Origin of the sequence: Ralstonia mojiangensis, assembly GCF_023955645.1 — a bacterium.
Lineage (GTDB): Bacteria > Pseudomonadota > Gammaproteobacteria > Burkholderiales > Burkholderiaceae > Ralstonia > Ralstonia mojiangensis.
The window spans coordinates 516,600-541,290 of sequence record NZ_JAMXHU010000001.1; the positions used below are offsets into that span (position 1 = coordinate 516,600).

Annotated in this window: 23 protein-coding genes and 1 tRNA gene; 12 read left to right on the forward strand and 12 right to left on the reverse strand. The window is 64.5% G+C overall.

The annotated features are described in order from the left end of the window. Position 1: 1 nt before the first annotated feature. Positions 2-1,195: a heme biosynthesis protein HemY gene (locus NG898_RS02430; protein WP_252690928.1), complete on the forward strand. Its 1,194-nt coding sequence runs from the start codon at positions 2-4 to the stop codon at positions 1,193-1,195. A 48-nt stretch (positions 1,196-1,243) separates the two neighbouring features. Here the strand turns inward: NG898_RS02430 and NG898_RS02435 are convergent, their stop codons facing one another. The 3 genes from NG898_RS02435 to NG898_RS02445 form a co-directional block, all read right to left on the reverse strand. Continuing rightward, on the reverse strand, positions 1,244-2,578 hold the full coding sequence (locus tag NG898_RS02435; protein ID WP_252690929.1) for an MFS transporter: 1,335 nt from the start codon (positions 2,576-2,578) through the stop codon (positions 1,244-1,246). A gap of 122 nt (positions 2,579-2,700) precedes the next feature. Continuing rightward, positions 2,701-3,459, reverse strand: a complete 759-nt coding sequence (locus NG898_RS02440; RefSeq protein ID WP_252690930.1) for an SDR family oxidoreductase — start codon at positions 3,457-3,459, stop codon at positions 2,701-2,703. A 39-nt stretch (positions 3,460-3,498) separates the two neighbouring features. After that, positions 3,499-4,935, reverse strand: coding sequence for an aldehyde dehydrogenase family protein (locus tag NG898_RS02445; RefSeq protein ID WP_252690931.1), 1,437 nt, complete (start codon positions 4,933-4,935; stop codon positions 3,499-3,501). Positions 4,936-5,103: 168 nt separating this feature from the next. Here NG898_RS02445 and ppa point away from each other — a divergent pair, with 168 nt between their 5' ends. Both ppa and NG898_RS02455 read left to right on the forward strand, forming a co-directional pair. Then, positions 5,104-5,631: an inorganic diphosphatase gene (gene ppa / locus NG898_RS02450; RefSeq protein WP_252690932.1), complete on the forward strand. Its 528-nt coding sequence runs from the start codon at positions 5,104-5,106 to the stop codon at positions 5,629-5,631. Between the two features lie 290 nt (positions 5,632-5,921). Further along, a complete protein-coding gene (locus NG898_RS02455) occupies positions 5,922-6,113 on the forward strand; it encodes a hypothetical protein (protein ID WP_252690933.1) in 192 nt (63 codons plus the stop codon). Positions 6,114-6,177: 64 nt separating this feature from the next. On the opposite strand, the gene NG898_RS02460 is transcribed toward NG898_RS02455, so the two are convergent. Beyond that, entirely contained in the window at positions 6,178-7,410 is a 1,233-nt protein-coding gene (locus NG898_RS02460) for a GNAT family N-acetyltransferase (RefSeq protein ID WP_252690934.1), read from the reverse strand. Between the two features lie 55 nt (positions 7,411-7,465). On the opposite strand from NG898_RS02460, the gene NG898_RS02465 reads away from it, so the two are divergent. The 3 genes from NG898_RS02465 to NG898_RS02475 are packed head-to-tail and all read left to right on the forward strand — an operon-like array spanning position 7,466 to position 10,092. Then, entirely contained in the window at positions 7,466-9,103 is a 1,638-nt protein-coding gene (locus NG898_RS02465; protein WP_252691607.1) for an NAD+ synthase, read from the forward strand. Between the two features lie 9 nt (positions 9,104-9,112). Continuing rightward, positions 9,113-9,739 (forward strand): class I SAM-dependent methyltransferase, encoded by a 627-nt coding sequence (locus tag NG898_RS02470; RefSeq protein ID WP_252690935.1) that lies wholly within the window; start codon positions 9,113-9,115, stop codon positions 9,737-9,739. Between the two features lie 14 nt (positions 9,740-9,753). Further along, positions 9,754-10,092 carry a P-II family nitrogen regulator gene (locus NG898_RS02475; protein WP_004631293.1) on the forward strand — a complete coding sequence of 113 codons (339 nt, stop codon included), beginning with the start codon at positions 9,754-9,756 and terminating at the stop codon, positions 10,090-10,092. Between the two features lie 43 nt (positions 10,093-10,135). Here the strand turns inward: NG898_RS02475 and NG898_RS02480 are convergent, their stop codons facing one another. From NG898_RS02480 to trxB, 3 genes are all read right to left on the reverse strand, one after another. Continuing rightward, entirely contained in the window at positions 10,136-10,759 is a 624-nt protein-coding gene (locus NG898_RS02480; RefSeq protein WP_252690936.1) for a trimeric intracellular cation channel family protein, read from the reverse strand. A gap of 46 nt (positions 10,760-10,805) precedes the next feature. Beyond that, positions 10,806-11,471, reverse strand: coding sequence for a Smr/MutS family protein (locus NG898_RS02485; RefSeq protein WP_252690937.1), 666 nt, complete (start codon positions 11,469-11,471; stop codon positions 10,806-10,808). Between the two features lie 130 nt (positions 11,472-11,601). Continuing rightward, the gene (trxB, locus tag NG898_RS02490; RefSeq protein WP_024975077.1) at positions 11,602-12,558 is read right to left on the reverse strand and encodes a thioredoxin-disulfide reductase; all 957 of its coding nucleotides are present in this window, start codon (positions 12,556-12,558) and stop codon (positions 11,602-11,604) included. 209 nt (positions 12,559-12,767) lie between these two features. Between trxB and NG898_RS02495 the strand changes: the two genes are divergently transcribed. From NG898_RS02495 to NG898_RS02520, 6 genes are all read left to right on the forward strand, one after another. Further along, complete coding sequence (locus tag NG898_RS02495; protein ID WP_252690938.1) at positions 12,768-15,113, forward strand: DNA translocase FtsK; 2,346 nt, start codon at positions 12,768-12,770, stop codon at positions 15,111-15,113. Positions 15,114-15,222: 109 nt separating this feature from the next. After that, positions 15,223-15,870, forward strand: coding sequence for an outer membrane lipoprotein chaperone LolA (lolA, locus tag NG898_RS02500; RefSeq protein WP_116575410.1), 648 nt, complete (start codon positions 15,223-15,225; stop codon positions 15,868-15,870). Positions 15,871-15,905: 35 nt separating this feature from the next. Continuing rightward, entirely contained in the window at positions 15,906-16,331 is a 426-nt protein-coding gene (locus NG898_RS02505) for a hypothetical protein (RefSeq protein WP_252690939.1), read from the forward strand. A gap of 99 nt (positions 16,332-16,430) precedes the next feature. Then, the gene (locus NG898_RS02510; protein WP_252691608.1) at positions 16,431-17,738 is read left to right on the forward strand and encodes a replication-associated recombination protein A; all 1,308 of its coding nucleotides are present in this window, start codon (positions 16,431-16,433) and stop codon (positions 17,736-17,738) included. A gap of 84 nt (positions 17,739-17,822) precedes the next feature. Next, positions 17,823-19,139, forward strand: coding sequence for a serine--tRNA ligase (serS, locus tag NG898_RS02515; RefSeq protein ID WP_112183986.1), 1,317 nt, complete (start codon positions 17,823-17,825; stop codon positions 19,137-19,139). Between the two features lie 79 nt (positions 19,140-19,218). Next, positions 19,219-19,308 (forward strand) — tRNA-Ser (locus tag NG898_RS02520). Positions 19,309-19,396: 88 nt separating this feature from the next. Here NG898_RS02520 and NG898_RS02525 read toward each other — a convergent pair. From NG898_RS02525 to NG898_RS02545, 5 genes are all read right to left on the reverse strand, one after another. Then, on the reverse strand, positions 19,397-20,308 hold the full coding sequence (locus NG898_RS02525) for an acyltransferase (RefSeq protein WP_252691609.1): 912 nt from the start codon (positions 20,306-20,308) through the stop codon (positions 19,397-19,399). A gap of 183 nt (positions 20,309-20,491) precedes the next feature. After that, a complete protein-coding gene (locus tag NG898_RS02530; protein WP_252690940.1) occupies positions 20,492-21,622 on the reverse strand; it encodes a porin in 1,131 nt (376 codons plus the stop codon). Positions 21,623-21,884: 262 nt separating this feature from the next. Further along, positions 21,885-22,814, reverse strand: a complete 930-nt coding sequence (locus NG898_RS02535) for an MBL fold metallo-hydrolase (RefSeq protein ID WP_252690941.1) — start codon at positions 22,812-22,814, stop codon at positions 21,885-21,887. A gap of 40 nt (positions 22,815-22,854) precedes the next feature. Continuing rightward, entirely contained in the window at positions 22,855-23,802 is a 948-nt protein-coding gene (locus NG898_RS02540) for a quinoprotein relay system zinc metallohydrolase 1 (RefSeq protein ID WP_252690942.1), read from the reverse strand. Continuing rightward, on the reverse strand, positions 23,799-24,575 hold the full coding sequence (locus NG898_RS02545; RefSeq protein ID WP_252690943.1) for a quinoprotein dehydrogenase-associated SoxYZ-like carrier: 777 nt from the start codon (positions 24,573-24,575) through the stop codon (positions 23,799-23,801). The genes NG898_RS02540 and NG898_RS02545 overlap by 4 nt, the downstream gene beginning before the upstream one ends. Positions 24,576-24,691: the final 116 nt, after the last annotated feature.

Genomic DNA, 24,691 nt, shown 5'->3' on the forward strand with positions numbered 1-24,691 from the left:
CATGCGCTGGGTATTCTGGGTCGCGCTCCTGTTTGCCGCCGCCGTTGGGCTGGCGCTGTTCACTGAACTCAACCTGAGCAACGTCGTGCTGTTCTACCCGCCGTACCGGGTCGAGATGTCGCTCAATTTCGTGCTGGCTGCGCTGCTGGCGACGTTCGTGGTGCTGCATCTTGTGATGCGCCTTTTCCACCACGTAGCCGGCATGCCGGCGCGTGCTGCGGCGTATCGCGAGCGCAACCGCATCCTGAAGGCATCGGCCGCGCTGCGTGAGGCAATGGAAAGCCTGTTTGCCGGCCGCTTCGGTCACGCGGAGCGCCAGGCGCGCGAAGCGCAGGCCTGGGAGCCGCAGCGCGAGACGGCCGCGCTGATCGGCGCCCGTGCCGCACACCGCATGCAGGAGACCGAGCGCCGCGACGCCTGGATGGCCGAAGTGTCTTCGCCCGATCGTGAACAGGCGAAACTCGTGTCGATGGCCGAATTGCTGGTCGACGCCCGCGATGCGGAAGGTGCGCTGGAGAAGATCGCGCAGCTGCAATCGCAGGGCTCGCGGCAGATTCAGGCGCAACGCATTGCCCTGCGTGCGCATCAGCATCTGAAGAACTGGAGCGAGGTGCTGCGCCTCACGCGCGCCCTGGAAAAGCGCAACGCCATCCATTCTGTGCTGGCCGCGCGTCTTAAGCAGATGGCGTGTGAAACGCTGCTGGCCGAGCGCCGCCACGACGCCGATTCGCTGAACAGCTTCTGGCGCGAACTGACCACGGAAGAGCGCCGCTCGCCGCGCATTGCCTCGCAGGCAGCGCTGTATTTCGCGCAGCTTGGCCGCACCGATGACGCCAAGCGCATCGTCGAAGACGGTCTGAAGACGCATTGGGATAGCCGCCTGATCCGCCGCTACGCCGATTGCGCAGTGCCGGGCAAGGCGCTGCCGCTGATCCAGCAAGCCGAGAAATGGCTCGCCCAGCATCCGGTGGATGCCGACCTGTTCTACACGCTCGGCATGCTGTGCTTCAAGGAGCAGCTCTGGGGCAAGGCGCAGTCGAACCTGGAGTCGGCATTGAAGTACGCCGATGCCGATCACTCCGGCAACCTCCGCGCCCATGCGCATCTGGCGCTTGCACAGATGTTCGAGCAGACGGAGCGCATGGAAGACGCGCAGCGCCACTACCGGCAAAGCGCATTGCTTGCCGTGAAATGAAAAAGGCCGGGATGATCCCGGCCCTTTTTTTCTTGGCGCTGACGGCGCCTATTTGTTCACCATCCGTGCCGGCACGGAAAGCGTGAGGATCGCACCCAGCACCATCGACGCGGCCAGCATGTACATGCCCGAATCGGTGCTCTGCGTGGCGTCTTTCAGCCAGCCGACGGCGTAGGGGCTCAGGAAGCCCGCGAGGTTGCCCAGCGAATTGATGAGCGCAATGCCGGCGGCGGCGCCGGTGCCGGCCAGGAATGCAGTCGGCAGGCTCCAGAACAGCGGCAATGTGGTCAGGATGCCCATGGTGCCGAGAGTGAGGGCGGCCATGGCCAGTGTGGTGTCGGTGTGCCACACGGCCGACAATACGAGCCCGACCGCGCCCACCACCGCGGGAATCGCGATGTGCCAGCGACGCTCACGCAGGCGGTCAGCGCTGCGGGCCACCAAGACCATGGCGACGACTGCCGCGCCGTACGGAATCGCCGTCAGCAAGCCCACCGAGAACGGATCGGCGACGCCGGTCTGCTTGATCAAGGTCGGCAGCCAGAAGCTCACGCCATACAGACCCATCACGAAGGTGAAGTAGATCAGGCTCATCAGCCACACGCGCGGGCTGGCCATGACGGTGCGGATGGGCGGGTCTTCCTTCTCGGCGTCTTCGGCGGCGATGTTGCGGGCGAGCAGGGCTTTCTCTTCGTCCGTCAGCCACTTCGCGTGGCTGATGCGGTCGTCCAGATACGCCAGCACGAAGATGCCGACGATGATCGACGGAATGCCTTCGATCAGGAACATCCACTGCCAGCCGGCCAGGCCGTAGACGCCGCCAAACGCCTTCATCGCCCAGCCCGAGATGGGGCCACCGATCACGCCCGACAGCGCAATCGCCGTCATGAAAAAGGTGGTGGTGCGCCCGCGCCGCTGCGCCGGATACCAGTACGTGAGGTACAGGATGATGCCCGGGAAGAAGCCGGCCTCTGCCAGGCCCAGCAGAAAGCGCATCACGTAGAACATGGCCGGCGTGGTCACGAACATCATGGCCGCCGAGATGATGCCCCACGAAATCATGATCCGCGCGATCCAGATGCGCGCGCCCACGCGGTGCAGAATCACATTGCTCGGCACTTCAAAAAGGAAGTAGCCGATGAAGAAGATGCCGGCGCCAAGGCCGTAGATGGTCTCGCTGAACTTGAGATCGTTGAGCATCTGCAGCTTGGCAAAGCCCACGTTGACGCGATCGAGATACGCAACCACGTAACACAGCAGCAGGAACGGAACGAGACGCCACGTCACCTTGCGGTAAGTAGCTTCTTCAAATGCGCTTGTGGACTGTGGCGGCAGCGTGCCTGCGCCGCCAACCGGTGAGGTGGGAGGGGTGGTGATGGCCATCGGGTCTCCAGAGTTATTGTGAGTTCAGGCCGAGTGCTCCTCGTTACCTACCTCGGCCTGGAAAACCGCCACAGCATTCTGCGCTTCTCAGGCGGGCGCGCCAAGACGCCCGCCGGCAGGGTTTATACGCAGCGCCCGCCGTCCACTTCCAAACACGTGCCGGTAATGAACTCCGCTTCGTCCGATGCCAGATACAGGCATGCGTTGGCCACATCCTGCGGCGTGGAAAGCCGCCCCATCGGGATCGTCGCCAGGAAGCGCGCGCGGTTCTCGGGGGTGTCAGGTACGCCCATGAACTGCTCGATGAGGCCCGTGGCACCCATCACCGGGTTCACGCAGTTCACTCGGATCTTGTCTGGGCCCAGTTCGGCCGCCATCGCCTTGCTGGCCGTGATGACGGCGCCCTTGCTGGCGTTGTACCAGACGAGCCCCGGCCGCGGCCGGATGCCCGCCGTGGACGCCACATTGACGAACACGCCGCCGCCGCGCTCCCGGAAGTGCGGGACGATGTGATGCGCCGTCCAGTAAATGCTCTTCACGTTGACGGCCATCACGCGGTCGAACTCGTCCTCGGTGATCTGCAGCAGCGGCTTGTTCTTGTGCGTGGTGCCGGCGTTGTTCACGACGATGTGCAGATCGCCATAGCGCGCCAGCGTGGCGCCCAACAACTTGGCGACGGAGTCCCCATTCGACACGTCGGCGTGCACGAAATGCGCATCGCCGCCGGCCACGCGAATGGCGCTGGCCACGCGTTCGCCGGCCTCCGCATTCAGGTCATTGACGACGACGCGCGCGCCTTCGCGAGCAAAGGTGTTGGCGATGCCTTCTCCAAAACCCGAACCCGCGCCCGTGACGATGGCAATTTTGCCGGCAAGCCGCATGGTGTCTCCTCGTGTTGTGGGTGGATGTTGCGTTGTGCCTTAGCCGTGACGGATCGCGATGGTCTTGAGCGTGGTGAAGCCGTAGAGCGCTTCGAAGCCCTTTTCGCGCCCGTGGCCCGATTGGCCCGTTCCGCCGAAGGGCAGTTCAACGCCGCCGCCAGCGCCGTAATTGTTGATGAAGACCTGGCCGGCCTTGAGCTTGCGCGCGAGGCGCATCTGGCGGCCACCGTCGTTCGTCCACACGCCGGCCACCAGGCCGTACGGGGTGCCGTTGGCCAAGGCCAGCGCCTCGGCTTCGGTATCGAATGGCATGGCGGCCAGCAGCGGGCCGAACACTTCCTGCTGCGCGAGGCGATGCGTGTGCGGCACGTCACGCAGCAGCATCGGTGCCTGGTAGTAGCCTGTCTCGGGCGCCTCGGGCACCACCTGGCCCTGCGCCATCACCGGAATGTTGGCGTGCTGCGCATCCGAGACGAAATCCCATACGCGCTGCTGCTGCTTGGGGTTGATGAGCGGGCCGCAATCCAGATCCAGCGACGAGGGTCCGACCCGGATGGATTCGAACACCATGGCCAGCCGGTCCAGCATCGCCTCGTACACGCTGCGCTCAATCAGTACGCGGCTGCCGGCGGAGCACGTCTGCCCCGCGTTCTGAATGATGCCGTTCACCACGGCCGGAATGGCCGCTTCCAGATCGGCATCGGCAAACACGATCTGCGGAGATTTGCCGCCCAGTTCCAGCGTCACGGGCACGTGGTTTTCAGCGGCCGCTCGCACAATGGCCTTGCCCGTTTCCGGTGACCCGGTGAACGACACATGATTGATCCCGGGATGCGCCACCAGGGCGGCACCCGCTTCGTGGCCATAGCCGGTCACGATGTTGAGTGCGCCATCAGGCAGGCCCGCCTCGGCGGCCAGCTCGGCCACGCGCAGGACAGACAGGCACGCGTCTTCCGCCGGCTTGACCACGCACGCGTTGCCCGCTGCCAATGCAGCCCCCACGCTGCGCCCGAAGATCTGCATCGGGTAGTTCCACGGGATGATGTGCGCAGTCACGCCATGCGGCTCGCGCACGGTCAGCACGGTGGTATCGGCCGGATAGGGGATGGTTTGCCCGTGCAGCTTGTCGGCCGCACCGGCGTAGAACTCGAAGTAGCGGGCCACGGCGCGGGCGTCGGCGCGCGCCTGGCGCATGGGCTTGCCGGTGTCGCGGGCTTCCAGGCGGGCGAGCTCTTCTTCGTGATCGGCCAGGCGCAGGGCCACACGCATGAGCACACGGCCGCGCTCGGCTGGCGGCAACTGTCCCCAGACGCCCTCGAACGCACGCCGGGCTGCGTGCACGGCCACGCTGATGTCGGTGGCGTTGCCGCGCGCAATCTCGGCAAAGGATTGGCCGTCGGACGGATCGAACACCTTGATGCGCATCCCCGAGTCGGGCGACATCAGACGGTTGGCGATGAAGTGCTGGGCATGCATGGGGGGTTCCTGCAAAAGATCGGCAACGCGCGATTTTCGCACGGCTGCGGGGCGGGTAGAGCAAGCGGCCTGATGTGAGGGCTATAATGCCCGCCGACAGTTTTTCACGCTTCTTTCTAACCATTTGCGTCGCGTTTTTACGCACTTCGCGCATTCCGGAGCATTTCCATGAGCTTCAACAACGTCTCGCCGGGCAAGGACATCCCCAACGACTTCAACGTCATCATCGAGATCCCGGCGCAGAGCGACCCGGTCAAGTACGAAGCCGACAAGGAAACCGGTCTGCTGTTCGTGGACCGCTTCGTTGGCACCGGCATGCGCTACCCGGCCAACTACGGCTTCATCCCGCAGACGCTCTCGGGCGACGGTGACCCGGTCGACGTGCTGGTCGTCACGCCGTTCCCGCTCATCCACGGTTGCGTGGTGCGCTGCCGTGCTCTGGGCATGCTGAAGATGACGGACGAGTCCGGCGTGGATGCCAAGCTGGTTGCCGTGCCTGTCAACAAGCTGAGCCCGGCCACGGCCCATATGGCCGACCTGTCGGACATCGGCCAGAACCTGCTGGATCAGATCAAGCACTTCTTCGAGCACTACAAGGCGCTGGAAGCCGGCAAGTGGGTCAAGGTCGAAGGCTGGGGCGGCATTGAAGAAGCCCACAAGGAAATCGCCGACGGCGTTGCCAACTATAAGAAGTAAGCAATTTCAGGATTTTGCCGTACGGCATGTCTGACAAATCCCGGCCTCCGGATGGAGCGCCGGGATTTTTTCTTTGCGGCGAGGTCATGAGCGTCATGCGCGCGGATTAGTCGACACGCGTCAGAGCGCCATCTGCTCTGTTGTATGCGTTTCATGATGTTTTTCATGAATTTCGCATACTTACCGCCCGGTAGTTCTGCTACACAGAGATTTAAGAAACGCTCATTTGCCCACCGGAAACGACCCCTCTAGACTCCCCGTCAAGTTTGACTCCACCCCTTGGTACTGCGATGTTGAACAAGACCGTTGTCGTTCCCGTGCTTTCCGCTGTGGCCATGGCTGCATTCACCGTGTGGGCGCTGCTGGTGGGGCCGCCGGACGCAGCTCACGCTGGCGAGCGTGCCGTCGCATCGGCCACCGTGGCTGTCGATTCGAACGCCGCACACTGCGTGATCGCCCAGCAGCAGCCTCCCGCGCACTAAGCTTCACCTCCGCGTCCGCCGGTCGTGCGGACGCTGTCTTTCCCGCCTCCGCTGCTTCCCACTGCTAATCCGATTCGGGTCGTTGCCTGAACGGCGAGCGCTCTGTCAGTTCGTCGAGATACGCTTCCATGCCGGCCGTTTCCCGATCGAGAAACCTGCCTACCGCATCGGCAAATGCCGGGTGCGCCAGCCAGTGCGCCGACAGCGTCGCCACCGGTTCAAAGCCGCGCGCCATCTTGTGCTCGCCTTGCGCCCCACCTTCGAATGTGCGGATGCCGTGCGTGATGCAGTACGTCAGCGGCTGGTAATACGCCGTCTCAAAGTGCAGGCAGGGGTGATGCTCGATCGCGCCCCAGTAGCGGCCGTACATCACGGACGCTTCGGGCCGCGTGTCGATGACCAGCAGCGCGCTGGCGATGTCGTTGCCCTCGCGCGAGGCGATCACCAGCAGCAGGTTTTCCGGCATCGTCTGGCCGATCTGGCGGAAGAACTCCAGGTTCAGATACGGCGACGAATGATGCTCGCGGTAGGTGGTGCGATAGCAGCGGTGGAAGAAGCGCCAGTCCGCGTCCGTGGCCGCTGCGCCGGGCACGTGGCGGAACGTAATGCCAGCCTCGTGCACGCGACGGCGCTCGGCGCGGATATTCTTGCGCTTCTTCTGTTCCAGCGCGGCCAGAAAGTCGTCGAAGCTGGCAAAGCCTGGATTGCACCAGTGGAACTGCACCCCTTGCCGCAGCAGCATGCCAGCCGCATGCATTTGCTCGGCCTCGCCGGCGGTGGGAAAGAGCACATGCAGCGATGACAACTCGCTCTGCCGCGCAACCGCCAGCAACGTGTCGAGCAGCGCCGCGCGCGCAGCCGCATCCCGCGCCAGCAACCGCGCGCCCTGCACCGGCGTAAAAGGGATGGCCGACAGCCATTTCGGGTAGTACTCGAGCCCGTGCTGGGCGTACGCATTGGCCCATGCCCAGTCGAAGACGTACTCGCCATAGGAGTGGCCCTTCACATACAGCGGTACGGCCGCAGCGAGCACTTCGCCATCGGGGCCGTCTTCCCACAGCGTCAGGTATTGCGGCGTCCAGCCGGTGTCGGGCGATGCGCTGCCGCTCTCATGCAGGGCGTGCAGGAAATCGAAGCGTAGGAAGGGCGTTGCCTCGGGCTGCAGGGCGAGCAGGGCGTTCCACGCATCACGGCCGATGTCGCGCAGATCGGTCACAAGTCGCGTGCGATAATCGGCCAATTCGTGTCGCGAACCAGCGCGCGCTTGGGGCTCGGGAACAAGGGGGCGAGAGGTCATGCCGCCGATTCTAATTCCAGCTTCGGATGCCGCGCTTGCAATCCACATTGCCCCCATGACCGTCTCTGTCGCTCTCGCCCAGATCAACTGCACCGTCGGCGATTTCGCCGGCAATGCTGCCCGCATCGTCGCCGCCGCGCGCGAAGCGCACCAGGCTGGTGCGCGCATTCTGCTCACGCCCGAACTGTCGCTCACGGGCTATCCGCCCGAAGACCTGCTGCTGCGCCCGGCCTTTATCGATGCCAGCGCGCGTGCGCTCGACGCGCTTATTGCCGAGTTGGCGGCCTTCCCGGGTTTGCACGTGCTGATTGGGCACCCGCAACTCTCGCTGGAAGCCCCGGCGCCCGGCCTGTTGCCCAAGCCCACGAACAGCGCCACAGTGGCCGCGGACGGCCGCGTGGTCGGCCGGTACAACAAGCTCGAACTGCCCAATAACGAGGTCTTTGACGAGAAGCGCTACTTCCAGCCCGGCGCCGAGCCCTTCGTGTTCGAGGTGGACGGCACGCGCTTCGGCGTCGTCATCTGCGAAGACGCCTGGTACGCCACGGCCACGGCCTATGCCAAGGCTGCCGGCGCGCAGGTCGTGCTGATCCCCAACGCCTCGCCGTATCACCTCGACAAGGAAGACCTGCGCGAGCGAATCATCGGTGACCGTGTAAAGGAATCGGGCTTGCCGCATGTGTATGCGAACCTCGTCGGCGGGCAGGATGAGCTCGTGTTCGATGGCGGCTCGTTCGTGCTTGATGCCGAAGGCAACGTCGTCGTGCGGATGGGGCAGTTTGTGGAGGGCGTCGGCTACGTGCAGTTCGACGGCGGCCGCGCACTGCCGGGCGCGATCGTGCCGGAGCCTTCGCTGGAAGCCCAGGTGTACGAGGCGCTCAAGCTGGGCGTGCGCGATTACCTCGGCAAGAACGGCTTCCCGGGCGCGATCATCGGCTTGTCGGGCGGTGTCGATTCAGCGTTGGTGCTGGCGATTGCCGTCGACGCGCTGGGCGCGGATCGCGTGCGCGCGGTGATGATGCCCTCGCGCTACACGGCCGACATCTCGTGGGTTGACGCGCGCGATATGGCGGCCCGCCTGGGCGTGCAGTACGACGAAATCGCCATCAGCCCGATGTTCGACGCCTTCAAGGGCGCGCTGGCGGAGGAGTTCCGCGGGCTGCCGGAAGATGCGACGGAAGAAAACATCCAGGCGCGCATTCGCGGCACGTTGCTGATGGCGCTGTCGAACAAGAGCGGTCGCATCGTGCTGACGACCGGCAACAAGAGCGAAATGGCGGTCGGCTACTGCACGTTGTACGGCGACATGGCGGGCGGTTTTGCCGTCATCAAGGACATCTTCAAGACGCTGGTCTACAGGCTGTGCCGCTATCGCAATACGTTGTCGGAAGTGATTCCCGAGCGCATCCTGACCCGCGCGCCGTCGGCCGAGCTGCGCGAGAACCAGACCGATCAGGACAGCCTGCCCGAATACGATGCGCTCGACGCAATCGTGCAGCGCTACATGGAGCAGAACCAGCCGGTGGCCGACATTATCGCGGCCGGGTTTGCCGAGGCCGATGTGCAGAAGATCGTGCGCCTCATCAAGATCAACGAATACAAGCGGCGTCAGGCGCCAGTGGGCATTCGCGTGACGCAGCGTGCGTTCGGGCGCGACTGGCGGTATCCGATTACGTCGCGCTTCAAAGAGTAAGCCGCCGCCATGCTCGACTACTACGCCAAGCGCGCCCCCGAATACGAGCGCATCTATACGAAGCCCGAGCGGCAGGGCGATCTGGCGTGGTTGAAGGCGCGTGTGCGCGATCTGACGCGCGGCGCGCGGGTGCTGGATTTGGCGTGCGGCACCGGTTTCTGGACCGAAGCGATGACGGACGCGCGCAGCGTTGTCGGCGCGGATTTCAACGACACCGTGCTGCGCATCGCGCGCGACAAGGGCATCCCCGGAGCATCGTTTGTGCGTGCCGACAATGACGCGCTGCCGTTCGCGCCGGGCACATTCGACGTGATGACGGCAGGGTGCTGGTGGTCGCATGTGCCGCTGCAGGGCTTGCGCCAGCACGTCGAAGGTCTGCACCGCGCGCTCGGGCCCGGCGTGCGTGTCCTGTGGTTCGATAACCAGTATGTGTTCGGCTCAAGCACGCCCATTGCCTACAACGACGAACATGGCAATACGTGGCAGCGCCGCCCCCTGCGCGACGGCAGCGAGCACGATGTGCTGAAGAACTTTCCGGACGATCCGACGCTGCTGCAAACGGTGGCCGGCATCGCCCAGGATGTGCGCATTAACCGGCTCCAGTATTATTGGACGCTTGAATACTTCACCAACTAGTGAGCGAGACACCCATGAAACAGATCACCGCCATCATCAAGCCCTTCAAACTGGACGAAGTGCGCGAGTCGCTCGCCGACGTGGGGGTGACCGGCCTGACCGTCACCGAGGTCAAGGGCTTTGGCCGCCAGAAGGGTCACACCGAGCTGTATCGCGGTGCGGAATACGTGGTCGACTTCCTGCCGAAGATCAAGATCGAGGTGGTGGTCGCCGAGAGCCAGGTCGAAAACGTGATCGACACCATCGTCAAGGCCGCCAAGACCGGCAAGATCGGCGACGGCAAGATCTTCGTGATGCCGGTGGAGCAGGTGATTCGCATCCGCACCGGCGAGAAGGACGAAGCAGCGGTCTGAAGCCGTTGTCGGCGGCCGGCGCACTCGCGCCGGTCAGCGCTGATCAACGCGGCAGGGTGATGTTCCAGCGCAGCGTTGCCAGCCGCCCGATCACAATCGCCAGCGTGGCGATCACCACGGACACGCTCGGCAGCAAGTCCGTTTGCGTCAGCCCGACGTAAAGGAAGCACCCGAGAAACGCGCACGTTGCGTACGGGTGATTGTCCCGCAGCAGCATGGGCACTTCATTACAGACCACATCGCGCAGCAGGCCGCCAAAGGCCGACGTGATCACGCCCATCATCACCGACACGAAGATCGGCATGCCTGCATCGAGCGCCAGTTGCGTGCCGAGCACGCCAAAGAGCCCCATGCCGATGGCGTCGGCCACGATCAGCACGCGATCGGACACCAGTTGGCTCACCAGCCGGATCACCCAGTTGGCGAACAGGCTCATCACGAACAGCGCGAGCAGGTATTGCTCGTGCTCGATCCAGTAGAAGGGCCGTCGATCCAGGAGCAGATCGCGCAGCGTGCCGCCGCCGAACGCGGTCAGGAACGCGACGATGAACGCGCCCACGGCATCGAGCCGACGCCGTTTGGCCTCCGCCAGCCCTGAGATGGCAAACGAGAAGACCGCGAGGATCTCCACCCAGTGCATCACCAGCTGCAGGCGGGTCACGTGCATATGCGTGTTGTTCTTGTGATAAGCGGGCGAATGGAAGGACAGCGCTTCAGGAACCGTGTGGCTGGCGCAGCAGCACCAGTACCGCGCCAGCGCCGCCGGCCGTGTTGCGCGGCTCGACAAAAGCGATCACTTCTTCCTTCTGCACCAGCCACGAGCGCACCTTGCCCTTGAGCACGGGCGTTTTGTCGGGCGAGCCTAGGCCCTTTCCGTGGACCACGCGCACGCAGCGGATGCCACGCTGCACGGCACGGCGCAGGAAGGCGGCCAGCGCCTCGCGGGCTTCTTCGCGGCGCATGCCGTGCAGGTCGATCTGGTCTTGCGTGGCCCACTCGCCGCGGCGCAGCTTCTTGAGCACGTCGTCGCCAATGCCGGGGCGACGGTAGGAAAGCGTGTCGTCGGTTTCCAGCAGGTTGTCGACGTCGAATTCATCCGATAGCGAATCGCGCAGCACGGTTTGCTCTTCGGCACGCGAATGCACGGGGTCGGGCGCGGGCGGATTGCGTGGATGCTCGACGCGCTTGTTCTGGCGCAGCGCGCTTACCTCGCCGATGCTGGCACGAAACACGTTGGCTTCTTCTGAGGCCTTGCGTGCCGCGGCTTCGGCGCGCTGGCGTTCGGCTTCGCGTGCTTCTGTCTCGTGCTTGAGCTGGTCACGCAGGCTGGCCAAGTCGGTCAGGCTGAGCTTGTTGGCGGGGGAGGGGGCGCGTTTCATGGTGAAGGGCAGGCGAGCACATCGAGGTGGAGCGTGTGTCGATTATACGAAGGTGCCGCACATGACAAAACGGCCGATGGTCACCCATCGGCCGTGTTCTTTGCGCCCGGAAGCCCCGGCGCGATGACGCTTATTCCAGGCTTTCCAGGTAGCGCTGGGCATCCAGCGCGGCCATGCAGCCCGTGCCGGCGCTGGTGATGGCCTGGCGGTAGATGTGGTCCTGCACGTCGCCCGCGGCAAACACGCCCGGGATGTTGGTGGCCGTGGCCATGCCATCCAGGCCGCTCTTCGTGCGGATGTAGCCCGTGTCGTTCATGTCGAGCTGACCGCGGAAGATGTCGGTGTTCGGCTTGTGGCCGATGGCGATGAACACGCCCGCTACCTTGAGCTCTTCGGTCTTGCCTTCGTTCTCGTTCGTGCCCTTCAGGCGGGCGCCCGTTACGCCGGAGTCGTCGCCCAGAATCTCGTCAAGCACCATGTTGGTCTTGATCTCGATCTTGCCTTTCTTCTCCTGCTCATGCAGGCGGTCGATCAGGATCGGCTCGGCGCGGAACTTGTCGCGTCGGTGGATGAGCGTGACCTTGCTGGCGATGTTGGCCAGGTACAGCGCTTCTTCCACGGCGGTGTTGCCGCCACCCACCACGGCCACTTCCTGGCCCTTGTAGAAGAAGCCGTCGCACGTGGCGCAGGCAGACACGCCGCGGCCCGCGAAGGCTTCTTCCGACGGCAGGCCCAGATATTGGGCCGAAGCGCCGGTGGAGACGATCAGCGCATCGCAGGTGTATTCACCCGAATCGCCCACCAGGCGGATCGGCTTTTCATTCAGATGCGCGGTGTGGATGTGGTCGAACAGCACTTCGGTCTTGAAACGCTCGGCGTGCTCCAGGAAGCGCTGCATCAACTCGGGGCCTTGCAGGTGCTCCTTGTCAGCGGGCCAGTTTTCCACGTCGGTGGTGGTCATGAGCTGGCCGCCCTGCGCCAGACCGGTGACCAGCACGGGGTTCAGGTTGGCCCGGGCAGCGTAAATCGCGGCCGTGTAGCCGGCGGGGCCGGAGCCAAGGATCAGCACTTTTGCGTGTTTTGCCATGATGCGTTCTGTGTGTGCGCGGCACGAGGGGTGTAGCGCCGTCGTGCAGGCTAGGTGAGGGTGATGGGCGCCATTATAAAGTGGCACCCCCTCGTCCGCCCGGTTGTAAATTCCAATGGCGATGATAGGGCCGCGTTACAATCCTCGGCATCGTATTTGTGCTGTCCCAAGCCGCGCGGCCTTGCCCAAGCGGCGCACCCGTCTCCCGCATGGCTCGAGCTTCCACCACTCCGACAACCCGTACCGATCCCTCCGCACTGCCGTCCCGCATTGGCCGGCTGCTGGGGGAGGTCCGCTGGTTCCTGTTGCTGGCGGTGACCATCGCCTTCCTGATCATTCTTCTGTCATACAACCGGGCCGACCCCGGTTTCACCCACGCCAGCCAGGTCGACGAGATCCGCAACCTGGGCGGCCGCGTGGGCGCGTGGCTGGCCGATCTGCTGCTGTTTGTCTTTGGCGCGTCCGCCTACTGGTGGGCGGTGCTGCTGGTGCGCAAGGTTTGGCGCGGCTGGCGCGAGCTGATGTCGGACGAGCGCCTGCCGCGCACGGCCATGCCGCGCGTTGACGCCAGTGTCACGTGGATCGGCTTTGCACTCATCTTGGCTTCCAGCATGGGTCTGGAAGCCATTCGCATGTACTCGCTGCACATGAAGCTGCCGCGTGCGCCTGGCGGCGTGCTGGGCGACGTGATCGGCGGGGCGATGCAGCATTCGCTGGGCTTTACTGGCGGCACGCTGGCGCTGCTGTTTACGTTCCTGGTCGGGCTGTCGCTGTTCTTCCATTTTTCGTGGCTGAATTTGGCCGAGCAGATCGGCGGCGGGGTCGAGATGCTGTTCGTCGGCTTCAAGACGCGCCGCGAGAGCAAACAGGACCGGGCAATTGGTGAGGCAGCCAAGGTCGAGCGCGAGGAAGTGGTCGAGACCCGCCGTGTGCGTATTGAAGAATCGCCGCCTGTGCAGATCGTGCGCCCGACCGCCGTGGTCAAGAGCGAGCGCGTGGAGCGCGAGAAGCAGCAGCCGCTGTTTGTCGACATTCACGATTCCGACCTGCCGCCGCTCGCGCTGCTCGATCCGATCCCGCCGGTTGTAGAAACCGTGAGCGCCGAGACTCTGGAATTCACCTCGCGCCTGATCGAGAAGAAGCTGAAGGACTTCGGCGTGGAAGTGCAGGTGGTGGCGGCCTATCCGGGGCCGGTCATCACGCGTTACGAGATCGAGCCCGCCACAGGTGTGAAGGGCAGCCAGATCGTCAACCTCGCGAAGGACTTGGCGCGTTCGCTGTCGCTGGTGTCGATCCGCGTGGTGGAGACGATTCCGGGCAAGAACTGCATGGGTCTGGAGCTGCCGAATCCGAAGCGTCAGGCGGTGCGCCTGTCGGAGATTCTCGGCTCGCAGGTCTACAACGAGAGCGCTTCGCAGCTCACGCTGGCGCTGGGCAAGGACATTGCCGGCAAGCCGGTCGTAGCCGATCTGGCCAAGATGCCGCACTGCATGGTGGCCGGTACCACGGGTTCCGGTAAGTCGGTCGGGATCAACGCGATGATCCTGTCGCTGCTGTACAAGGCCAAGGCCGACGCGGTGCGCCTGATCCTGATCGACCCGAAGATGCTGGAACTGAGCATCTACGAAGGCATTCCGCATCTGCTGTGCCCCGTCGTGACCGACATGCGCCAGGCCGGCCACGCGCTGAACTGGGCCGTGGGCGAGATGGAACGCCGCTACAAGCTCATGAGCAAGATGGGCGTGCGGAACCTGGCGGGCTTCAACAAGAAGATCGAAGAAGCCGCCGCGCGTGAAGAGAAGATTCCCAACCCGTTCAGCCTGACGCCGGACGCGCCGGAGCCGCTCGACAAGCTGCCGATGATCGTCATCGTGATCGACGAACTGGCCGACCTGATGATGGTGGTCGGCAAGAAGGTCGAAGAGCTGATCGCGCGGATTGCGCAGAAGGCGCGTGCGGCCGGCATCCACCTGGTGCTGGCGACGCAGCGTCCGTCGGTCGACGTGATTACGGGCCTGATCAAAGCCAACGTGCCGACGCGGATCGCGTTCCAGGTCAGCAGCAAGATCGACTCGCGCACGATTCTCGACCAGCAGGGCGCCGAAGCGCTGCTGGGCATGGGCGACATGCTGTATCTGGCGCCCGGCACGGGCTTGCCGGTGCGCGTGCACGGCGCGTTCGTGTCGGACGAGGAAGTCCACCGCATCGTCGATAACCTCAAATCGCAAGGCGAGCCGAACTACATCGAAGGCATTCTCGAAGGCGGTGTGGCCGATGGCGAGGGTGGCGGCGATGGCTTTGGCGGCGGAGCGGGCCTTGTCGGTTCCGGTGGCGGCGAGGCTGACCCGCTGTACGACCAGGCTGTCGACGTGGTGCTCAAGAACCGCCGGGCCTCGATCTCGCTCGTGCAGCGTCACCTGCGGATCGGCTACAACCGCGCCGCACGTCTGCTCGAGGACATGGAAAAGGCAGGCCTTGTGTCGGCCATGTCCGGCAACGGCAACCGCGAAATCCTGGCGCCCAACCGCAACGGCAACGTCGTCGAAGAGGAATGACGCTGCCCGCACGCTGCGCGTATTTGCCGTTACATCGCGTTACCGCGCCGGCGGAATGTTCCGGCGCGGCCGGCCACTAACAACAAGATCAACTGAAACCGGAATTCCTATGTTTGTGTTGAAAGCACGTCACCTGATGGCCGCCGGGCTGGTCTCGCTGGCGGCGTGGTCTGCCGGCGCCTATGCGGGCGCCGTCGAGCAGCTCAACGCCTTCGTGAGCAACGTCAGCACCGCGCGCGGCGAGTTCGTGCAGCGACAAGTGAAGGGCGGCACCAACGGCAGCCCGCTGCGGGTGGCCGGTACCTCCAGCGGCGATTTCGTCTTCTCGCGCCCGGGCCGCTTCGTCTGGCGCTATGTGAAGCCGTACGAGCAGCAGCTCTCTGCCGATGGCCAGACGCTCTACATCTTCGACAAGGACCTGAACCAGATCACGGAGCGCAAGCTCGATGCGTCGCTGGGCTCCAGCCCCGCCGCCATCCTGTTTGGCAGCAACGATCTGGCCAAGAACTTCACGCTCAAGGAAGGCGGGACCAAAGACGGCATCGACTGGGCCGAACTCACCCCCAAGGCAAAGGACACCCAGTTCGAGCGCATCGCCATCGGCTTTCGCAGCGGCGAGCTGCAGGGGATGGAGTTGCGCGACGCCTTCGGGAACACCACTTTGCTGACGTTCTCGAACATTCAGAAGAATCCGCAACTGCCGGCCAACGTGTTCCGCTTTACGCCGCCCAAAGGGGCCGACGTAATCAAGCAATGACGCGTGCAGGCCGGTTTTCGACAAGGAGACCGACCATGCCTTTGCCGTTCACCACGTCGCTGCACCGAGCAGCCGCTGTTGCTGTCGCAGCGTCAGCGGCGGCCGTTTTTGCGGGATGTGCCTCCACTGGTGCGTCCCGTTTTGATGTTGATTCCTTCCTCACCGCGCCAGACACCGTGCTGGCCGAAGCCTTGGTCAACAAGGATTTCCTGCACGCGACCGAGCTGCCTGGCGCCGAGTGCAGCGCATTGGTGAAGGGGCACGCCGGGCAGGTTGTGCCGATCCAGGCGCCCGCTGATCCGCGCCTGCCCGAGGCTTCCGCGCGTCAGCCGTTCGTGATTCAGCCGCCAGCCAGCGAGAACGTCTGGCTGCTCCTGCGCGCGTCCAACGGTGCGCAGTCGTGCCATGGGCCGTTGCCGGCCAAGGCGTTCATGGGATTGGTGCAGCGCGCGTCAAATTGACCGCGCGTCGCGCAGAGGGGCGCCAGGGTTGCGCCCGGTTTCTGCGACAATCCCCGGATGAACGCTTCCGCCTCTCTCTTCCCGGACGCGCCCGCCCACATGCCGCTGGCCGAGCGCCTTCGCCCGCAGTCTGTCGACGAAGTGATCGGCCAGCAGCATCTGCTGGGGCCGGGCAAGCCGCTGCGCGTGGCTTTCGCTTCCGGCGAGCCGCATTCGATGATCCTCTGGGGCCCGCCCGGCGTTGGTAAAACGACGCTGGCCCGATTGATGGCCAATGCGTTCGATGCGGAATTCATCGCGCTGTCGGCTGTGCTCTCCGGCGTCAAGGACATCCGGGAGGCCGTCGAGCGCGCAGAGCAATTCCGCGCCAATGGTCGCCGCACGCTCGTGTTCGTCGACGAAGTTCATCGCTTCAACAAAAGCCAGCAAGACGCATTTCTGCCGCACGTGGAAAGCGGGCTGTTCACCTTCATCGGCGCAACGACGGAAAACCCCTCGTTCGAGGTGAACGGTGCATTGCTGTCGCGGGCCGCGGTGTACGTGCTCAAGAGCCTGTCGGATGACGAGTTGAAGCAGCTTGCCGAACGCGCACGCCAAGAGCTGGGCGGGCTGGAATGGAAGCCCGCCGCACTCGACGCCATCGTCGCCTCGGCCGATGGCGACGGCCGCAAGCTCCTCAACAACATTGAAATCGTCACCCGTGCCGCGCGTTCGCAGGCCGAGGGCGATACCGTTCCCGTGGTCGACGAGGCGCTGCTGGCATCGGCGTTGTCGGAAAACCTGCGCCGCTTCGACAAGGGCGGGGACGCGTTCTACGACCAGATCAGCGCACTGCATAAATCCGTGCGCGGTTCCGATCCCGACGGCGCGCTGTACTGGTTCTGCCGCATGCTCGACGGGGGTGCCGACCCGCGCTATCTCGCGCGCCGCATTGTCCGCATGGCGTGGGAAGACATTGGGCTGGCCGACCCGCGTGCTGGACGCATCACGCTGGATGCAGCGGAAACGTACGAGCGCCTGGGCTCGCCGGAAGGCGAGCTGGCGTTGGCCCAGGCCGTGATCTACCTCGCCATCGCGCCCAAGTCGAATGCCGGCTACAACGCGTACAACGCAGCGCGCGCCTTCGTCAGCCAGGACAAGTCGCGCAACGTGCCCGTGCATCTGCGCAATGCGCCGACCAAGCTGATGAAAGAACTCGGCTACGGCCACGCCTACCGCTACGCGCATGACGAGCCCGAGGCCTACGCCGCTGGCGAAACCTACTTCCCCGACGATCTGCCTGCGCAGAACTGGTACGTGCCAACGCCGCGTGGCCTGGAAGGCAAGATCGGCGAGAAGCTGCGGCACCTGCGCGAGCTGGATGCGCAGTGGCACGCCGAGCAGGACAAATCCTCCCGCAACAAATAAGCCCCACGGGGCCGGTGCGATAAAATCGGCCTTTTCGATCATTCAGATCGCTCGCAATCTTCGGTTTTCCCTTTTTTTCCCACCATGCTTGATATCCAACTGCTGCGCAAAGACATCGACGCCGTCGCTGCGCGCCTCAAAGATCGCGGCTACGTGCTCGACGTGGCCGGCTTTGCCGCGCTCGAAGCGGAACGCAAGGCCATCCAGACCCGCACGGAAGAGCTGCAGGCGCGCCGCAACAGCCTGTCCAAGCAAATCGGCATGCTCAAGGGCAAGGGCGAGGATGCATCGGGCGTGATGGCTGAGGTGTCGGGCATCGGTGACGAGCTGAAGGCGTCTGCCGCGCAACTCGACGTGGTGCAGGCCAAGGTGCAGGAGTTGATGCTGTCGATCCCGAACCTGCCGCACGAAAGCGTGCCGGCCGGTCGCGACGAAACGCAGAACGTGGAAGTGCGCCGCGAAGGCACGCCGCGTACGTTCGACTTCCCCGTCAAGGATCACGTGGACCTGGGCGCCGCGCTGGGGCTGGATTTCGATGCGGGCGCCAAGCTGTCGGGCGCGCGATTCACCGTCCTGAAGGGGCAGGTGGCGCGTCTGCATCGCGCACTCGCGCAGTTCATGCTCGACACGCACACGCTGGAGCACGGCTACACCGAGGCGTACGTGCCGTACATCGTCAACGCAGCGTCGATGCGTGGCACCGGCCAGTTGCCGAAGTTTGAGGAAGACCTGTTCCGCGTGCCGCGCAAGATGGGGCACAGCGCAGAAGAGGAAGACGGCGAGCGCGTCGAAAACTTCTACCTGATCCCGACCGCCGAAGTGCCGCTCACGAACCTCGTGCGCGATGAGATCGTTGCCGCCGATGCGCTGCCGATGATGTTCGCCGCGCATTCGCCGTGCTTCCGTTCGGAAGCCGGTTCGTACGGCAAGGACACGCGCGGCATGATCCGCCAGCACCAGTTCGACAAGGTTGAGATGGTGCAGATCGTGCAGCCCGAGACCTCAGCCGCCGCGCTCGACGCCATGACCAACTGCGCCGAGAACATCCTGCGCAAGCTCGAACTGCCATTCCGCACCGTCGTGCTGTGCACGGGCGACATGGGCTTCGGCAGCACCAAGACGTACGACATTGAGGTGTGGATTCCGGCGCAGAACACGTACCGCGAGATCAGCTCGTGCTCGAACATGGGCGACTTCCAGGCGCGCCGCATGCAAGCGCGCTTCCGCAACGCACAGGGCAAGCCGGAACTGGTGCACACGCTCAACGGTTCGGGCCTGGCCGTGGGCCGTACGCTGGTCGCCGTGCTGGAGAACTACCAGAACGCGGATGGCTCGGTCACGGTGCCGGCGGTGCTGCGCCCGTATCTGGGCGGCCAGGAAGTGCTGAAACCGGCAGTTTGACGAGTTGTGCCGGCCCTCTTGATTTGGCCGGAAAAATTCTGTTATAGTCGCGGTTTCGCGATTCAGCGACCCAGTTACCGGAGAGGTGGCAGAGTGGTCGAATGTACCTGACTCGAAATCAGGCGTACCGGCGACGGTACCGTGGGTTCGAATCCCACCCTCTCCGCCAGCAGTAGCAAAAGCCCCTTGGTTTTACGACCAAGGGGCTTTTTGTTTGGCTTAGATTTTGTCTGGCGAAAAAACGTCGACACCGGCGGTCACGCCGCGCGGCTGGCCGCCCGCGCCAACATGTTTTCGATCTGCTGATCCTTCTCTTCCCAGAGCTGGGCGAGCCAGCGGTGGAAATCGCTACGGAAGGCGGCATCGGTGCTGTAGTCGTGCGTGCAGAAGTCCGGCGGGATCGGCAGCTCGCGGATATGCACCATCACCCGGCCGGCTTGGCCGCTGGCCAACTGCCAGAAGCTTGGTGTGCCGTCTGGGTAGGCAATGCTGATATCGAGCAGCGATTGGAACCGCCCACCCATGGCATTGAGCGTCAAGGCCAGCGCGCCGGCCTTTGGCTTGAGCAGATGGCGATAGGGCGACGACTGCTTCCGGTGTTTTGCGGGGGTGTACCGCGTGCCTTCGGCAAAGTTCATGACGCTGGTCGGCACGTGGGCGAACTTGGCGCAGGCGCGACGCGTGGTTTCGCGGTCTTGATTGCGCAACTCGGGGTGTTTGCGCAGCGCTGCTTTGGAGTGCCGACGCATGAACGGGAAATCCAGCGCCCACCAGGCCAGGCCGATGACCGGCACGTAGATCAACTGCTGCTTGAGGAAGAACTTCAGCAGCGGGATGCGTCGGTTCAACACCCGCTGCAGCACAAAGATGTCCACCCACGACCGATGGTTGCAGTTGACCAGGTACCAGCCCGCGTAGCGCAGGTTGTCGGCACCTTCAACGCTCCACGGCTCGCGTTGCAGCACGCCGATCCAGGCGTTGTTGCAACCGATCCAGCACGTGGCGACCCAGTTGAGTATGGGATCGATCCGGCGGCGGACTGCCGCTGCCGGCACCAGCAGCTTGAACGCCGAGAGCGTGAACAGCGGCACGCTCCAGAACAGTGTGTTCAGGGCCAGCAGAATTGAGCTAAGCGTGCCCAGTACAAAGGCAGGCAGGACGCGAATCAAGGCTCCTCCAATGAGCGCCCCCGGGTGGTCCCGGCAGGCAGAAATCGTGATGTTGACGATACGCGAGCGTAGCGCGGATCGGCCGTCCAGACCATGCGTTGCGTCAGGATTCATGCTTCGCATCTGAGGGGCGTAAAAAAACCCTTGGTGTGGGCCAAGGGTTTTTCTCTGCTCAGGTACGGCTCAGAACGAATGCTTCAGCCCCACACCCGCCAGCACCGTCTTCGCGCCCGGCGCCGTGCCGCCCGCAACGATGGACGTCTTGAGGCTCTCCAGCGGATCGGCCGTGCCCACCGCGCCCGCATTCACGTACACGAGCTGCGCATACAGTGTGGTCCGTTTGGAAAATGCGTAGTCGTTGCTCAGCACGACCGACTTGGTGGAGCTGTCGTGCGCGCTGCTTTCGTACTTGCTGTAGTAGCCGGCCAGCGAGGCAGTGTTGGCGGGGCTCCACTTGTAGTCGAGCCCGACGCCGATCGATTTGACGTCCGACACGCGTTGGCCGCTCGGCGCGTTGTTGGTCACGCCAATGTAGTTCACTCGGCCCGTGAAGGCATCGAACGGCACGGCCACGCCTGCGCTCCACAAGCGGCTGAGGGTCTCGCCCGTGCCGCTGTCCGCCGTTGACTGATAGCCGAGGCCGACTGTGACCGGGCCCGTGTACGTGGCGCCCAGCGAGAGTTCGTTGCCGCGCTTGAAGCTGCCGGCGGTCTCGCCAAATGAGTACGCAACGCCTAGCCACACGGGGCCGAAGTTGTTGGAGTACTGCAGTGCATTGCCAATGAACACGCCGACGTCGTTGCCGGGGTTGGTGCCGGCGCCCATCGCGTTGCCCGGTGCGGGCAGTTGGTTGTAAGCCCAGCCGTACAGATTCGAGAACTGCTCCTTGAAGCCGCGCGCTTCCGTGCCGATCGTGCCGATGAGCGCAGGGCTGTACTGGCGCCCCAGCGTGACCGCGCCCCAGTTGCCGCTGAGCCCGACGTTCGCCTGCCGGCGGAACAGCTCGGAGCTGAAGCCGGGGCCGGTGGTGAGCGTGCCGGTGTCGCTGCTGAAATGCCCTTCGAGGTTGAAGTTGGCCTTCAAGCCGCTGCCCAGGTCTTCCGATCCCTTGAGGCCCCAGATGCTTGGGCTGATGCCGCCCGAATGCATTTCCGTGATGCTGCCGCCGGCTGCGCTGCGGTTTTGATACTGGAGTCCGGCATCGACTGTGCCGTAGATCGTGACCGACGATTGTGCGATGGCGCCGCTCGCTGCGCAGCCGAGGGCGGCTGCAATGGCGGTCAGGACGCAGGGTCGAAGGCGTGTGTTCTGCATGTTGTCTCCGTATTGTCGTTGTGTGATGCGTCCATTGAATTGGCTCGAACGCATGCGGTGTTGGCGCTAAACACGCAGGGCGCGCGCTCAACGTCGGCGGGACTTTGCAATATGCATACCACGGCGTTCGCGGCGCATTGCACGCAGTTGCAAGCAGTTGATTAACGTTTGCGGACGCAGGCACCTGTGCCGGCGATGTGGCGTGGCGGGACAGTTGATGCAACACATGTCCGCCGTCTGTTCAGCAATGGAGCAGCGGCGATCAGGCGCTCGGCGCGCTTTGCATCCAGCGATCTTCGAGCTCGCGCCACGCACGTCCGACGTTCAGCGCATGGCGGGGGTGGAAGTTGCGCCAGTCGCGATAGGCGTCGCCCGGGACGTACGCGAGCGCGCGAGCTGCATCGCCACCGGCTTCAATGGCGCGCGTGATCGCGCTGTCGAGCATGTCGAGATAGGCCAGCGTCGGTTGCAGCATCTGCGCCGGTGTGCCGATGGCGGTGCCGACGACGATGTTGGCCGGCAGTTGCGCAAGCGCCTGCAATGCTTGGCGCCAGCCAAGCAGCGACCCGTCCTGCAGGTCTGGAATGCGCTGCCGATATGCGAGGCCACCGGTGCACAGCACGCCGCGTTGCGGCGCGTACAGCACCGTGTCCGATGCGCTGTGCGCCGCCGTGCAGACGTGGACTTGCCAGGCTGTCTTGCCGGTGTGCAGCCAATCGCCATCGCGCAATGCGGGCTCGGGATAGACGATCTGCGTTTCGTGCATGACGCGCGCACCGAGCAGGGCAGTCAACCGTGCCAGGCAGGTCTGGCAACGCTGGCGCATGAGGTCGGCGGTGGCGGCCGATGCCAGAAAGGCAGGGCGCGGCTGCAGTTGCGCGAACGCCGCGTTGGCAAGCACGTGCTCCGGGTGCGCATGCGTGTTGACCACCCAGCGGATGGGTTCCGCCGTGATGTGCCGGATGGCCGCGATCAGATGGTGTCCCCATCGCGCGTGCGGGCCAGGGTCCACCACGAGCACGCCGTTGCCGGTCGTGTGCACCAGTGTGGGCACAACCTCTCCGGCATTACCCCGCGAGGCTTCTGCGTTGACGGCGCGCGCAGCGTACAGGCCATCCTGCAGGCGCAACAGCGTAACGCGGGCAGGTGCCGCAGATGTCGTCGGCGCCGGATTGATCAGGGTCGCGAGCATGATCCGCATCCAGCGTCGCCGCACGGGGTCTGGCGCCATGTCAGGGCGCCAGCGCGGCGTTCTCGTAGCGTGGGTAGAAGCGGGTCACGTTGCGCACGTACTCCGCGGGCATTCCGCCCCATTGCGCGTAGGGCGCGTCAACCGGCATCGCAATCACCTCGGCCAGGTCGCGTCCTTCCGCCGCAGCGCGACGCATGCGCGCATCGAGCCACTGCAGGTACTGGCGTGTCTGTGCGATGGCGTCTGCGTGGCCGAGCGCGGGCCCGTGGCTGGGGATCAACACGCGCGCCCTGCTATCCGCAACGATCTTCTGCAAAGCGTCCAGGCTAGCCAGCCAATGCGCAATGTTGGCGTGCGGCGTGGTGGGGATCCGGTCTCGAAAGGCAATGCCGCCGGCGAAGACGACACCGCTGGTCCGGTCCACCAGGACGAGATCGTCGTCGGTATGCCCGTCGAGCCGGATGAGGTCGATGCGGTGGCTGCCCATGGTGCGTGCGCCGGGCGTCAATGGCACGCCGGGCGGTGTGGATACCGTGTTCTGCATCCACGCGCCGCAGATGCGGTAGAGATTGTCGGCATAGGCCGCGCCTTCGCGTTGCGCGCCGGCAATGGTGCCGGGCAGCGCCTGGGCGCCGACATCCGCATAGGCCTGGTTGCCGAAGAAATAGTCGGGATGCAGGTTGAGGTTGAACACCCAGCGCACCGGCGCCGATGTGACCGTGCGGATGGCCTGGCGCTGCTGTTCGCCGTACAGGAGCGACGGCCCTGTGTTAATGACGAGCACGCCGTCGCCCGTATCGATGAAGCCGGTGTTGATGATGTTGCAGCCGTTGCGCGCCGAGAAATCTGCGTTGGCGCCTTCCAGCACCCAGACGCCGGGCGCAATTGCGTGCGGTACGAGGTGGTAGTCGGGGCCCTCTGCGCGTGCGAGGCCGGCCAACATCGCGAGGCAGAGCAGGAAGCCAAACCGTTGGTGCCGTCGGCTCATCGTGTCACCTGTGCGCGGATGCGGTTGCCGTTGTTGTCGACGCCGGCCACGCTGATGCCGCGTTCAACAGGGCCATCCAGATCGAACGAGAAGATCGGGTTTTCAGCCACGGGTTCGTACAGCTTCAGTTCAAGCATGGGCTGACGCCGGGCATCGAGCAGATTGAGCTGCTCGATATGGAAGGACGGAATGCCCGCCACCAAGCCCGTGTCCATCGGATGCATCACGCGCAGGCGGATGCGGCTGCCCGCGCCGTTGAAGCCCGGAAACACGCGCGACTCGACCTGGTTCAGCGTGGTGCTCCACGTGGCGTCCTGGCGTGTGGCCCCGGGCAGCGTGCAGCCGCCGCCGGTGGCATCCACCTGGAAGGTACCGACATGCCAGACACCGTCCTGCGTGCGCGCCGCCACGCGCACCGCAGAGGCCTCCTGCAGCTTGAACCGGAACGACAGCGCCGGGCGCACGTGCATGGGCGCGAATTCCAGCACCTTGCGGATCGGGTTGCGGTCGACCACGACGACGATGCGCTCCACCTTGCCGAGCGCTGACGCGTCAAACGCAATCGGCACCTGCATCGGGTCTTCCGCAAATGCCGGCCCGGTGATCCTGATGCGGCTGTCGAACGTTGTCCGCGCCGCGCCAAACACCTCCTGCTGAATCGTCGGCCAGAGCGGCGAGGCCGCCGGGTCGATATTCGTATCGGCGCAGGCCGGCCAGGACAGGCACGCGACGGCCAGCGCGGCAGCGGCAGCATGGAGTGAAGCCGTTCTCATCGTGTGCCTTGGCAGGTTCAGATGAAAGGCCCGTGTTGCGAAAGTCATGCCATGCGTGCTTGGTGTCCGCACGCGCGTCCATCGGGTGTTCAGGTGATGGGGCGTTGAGCTTTGCA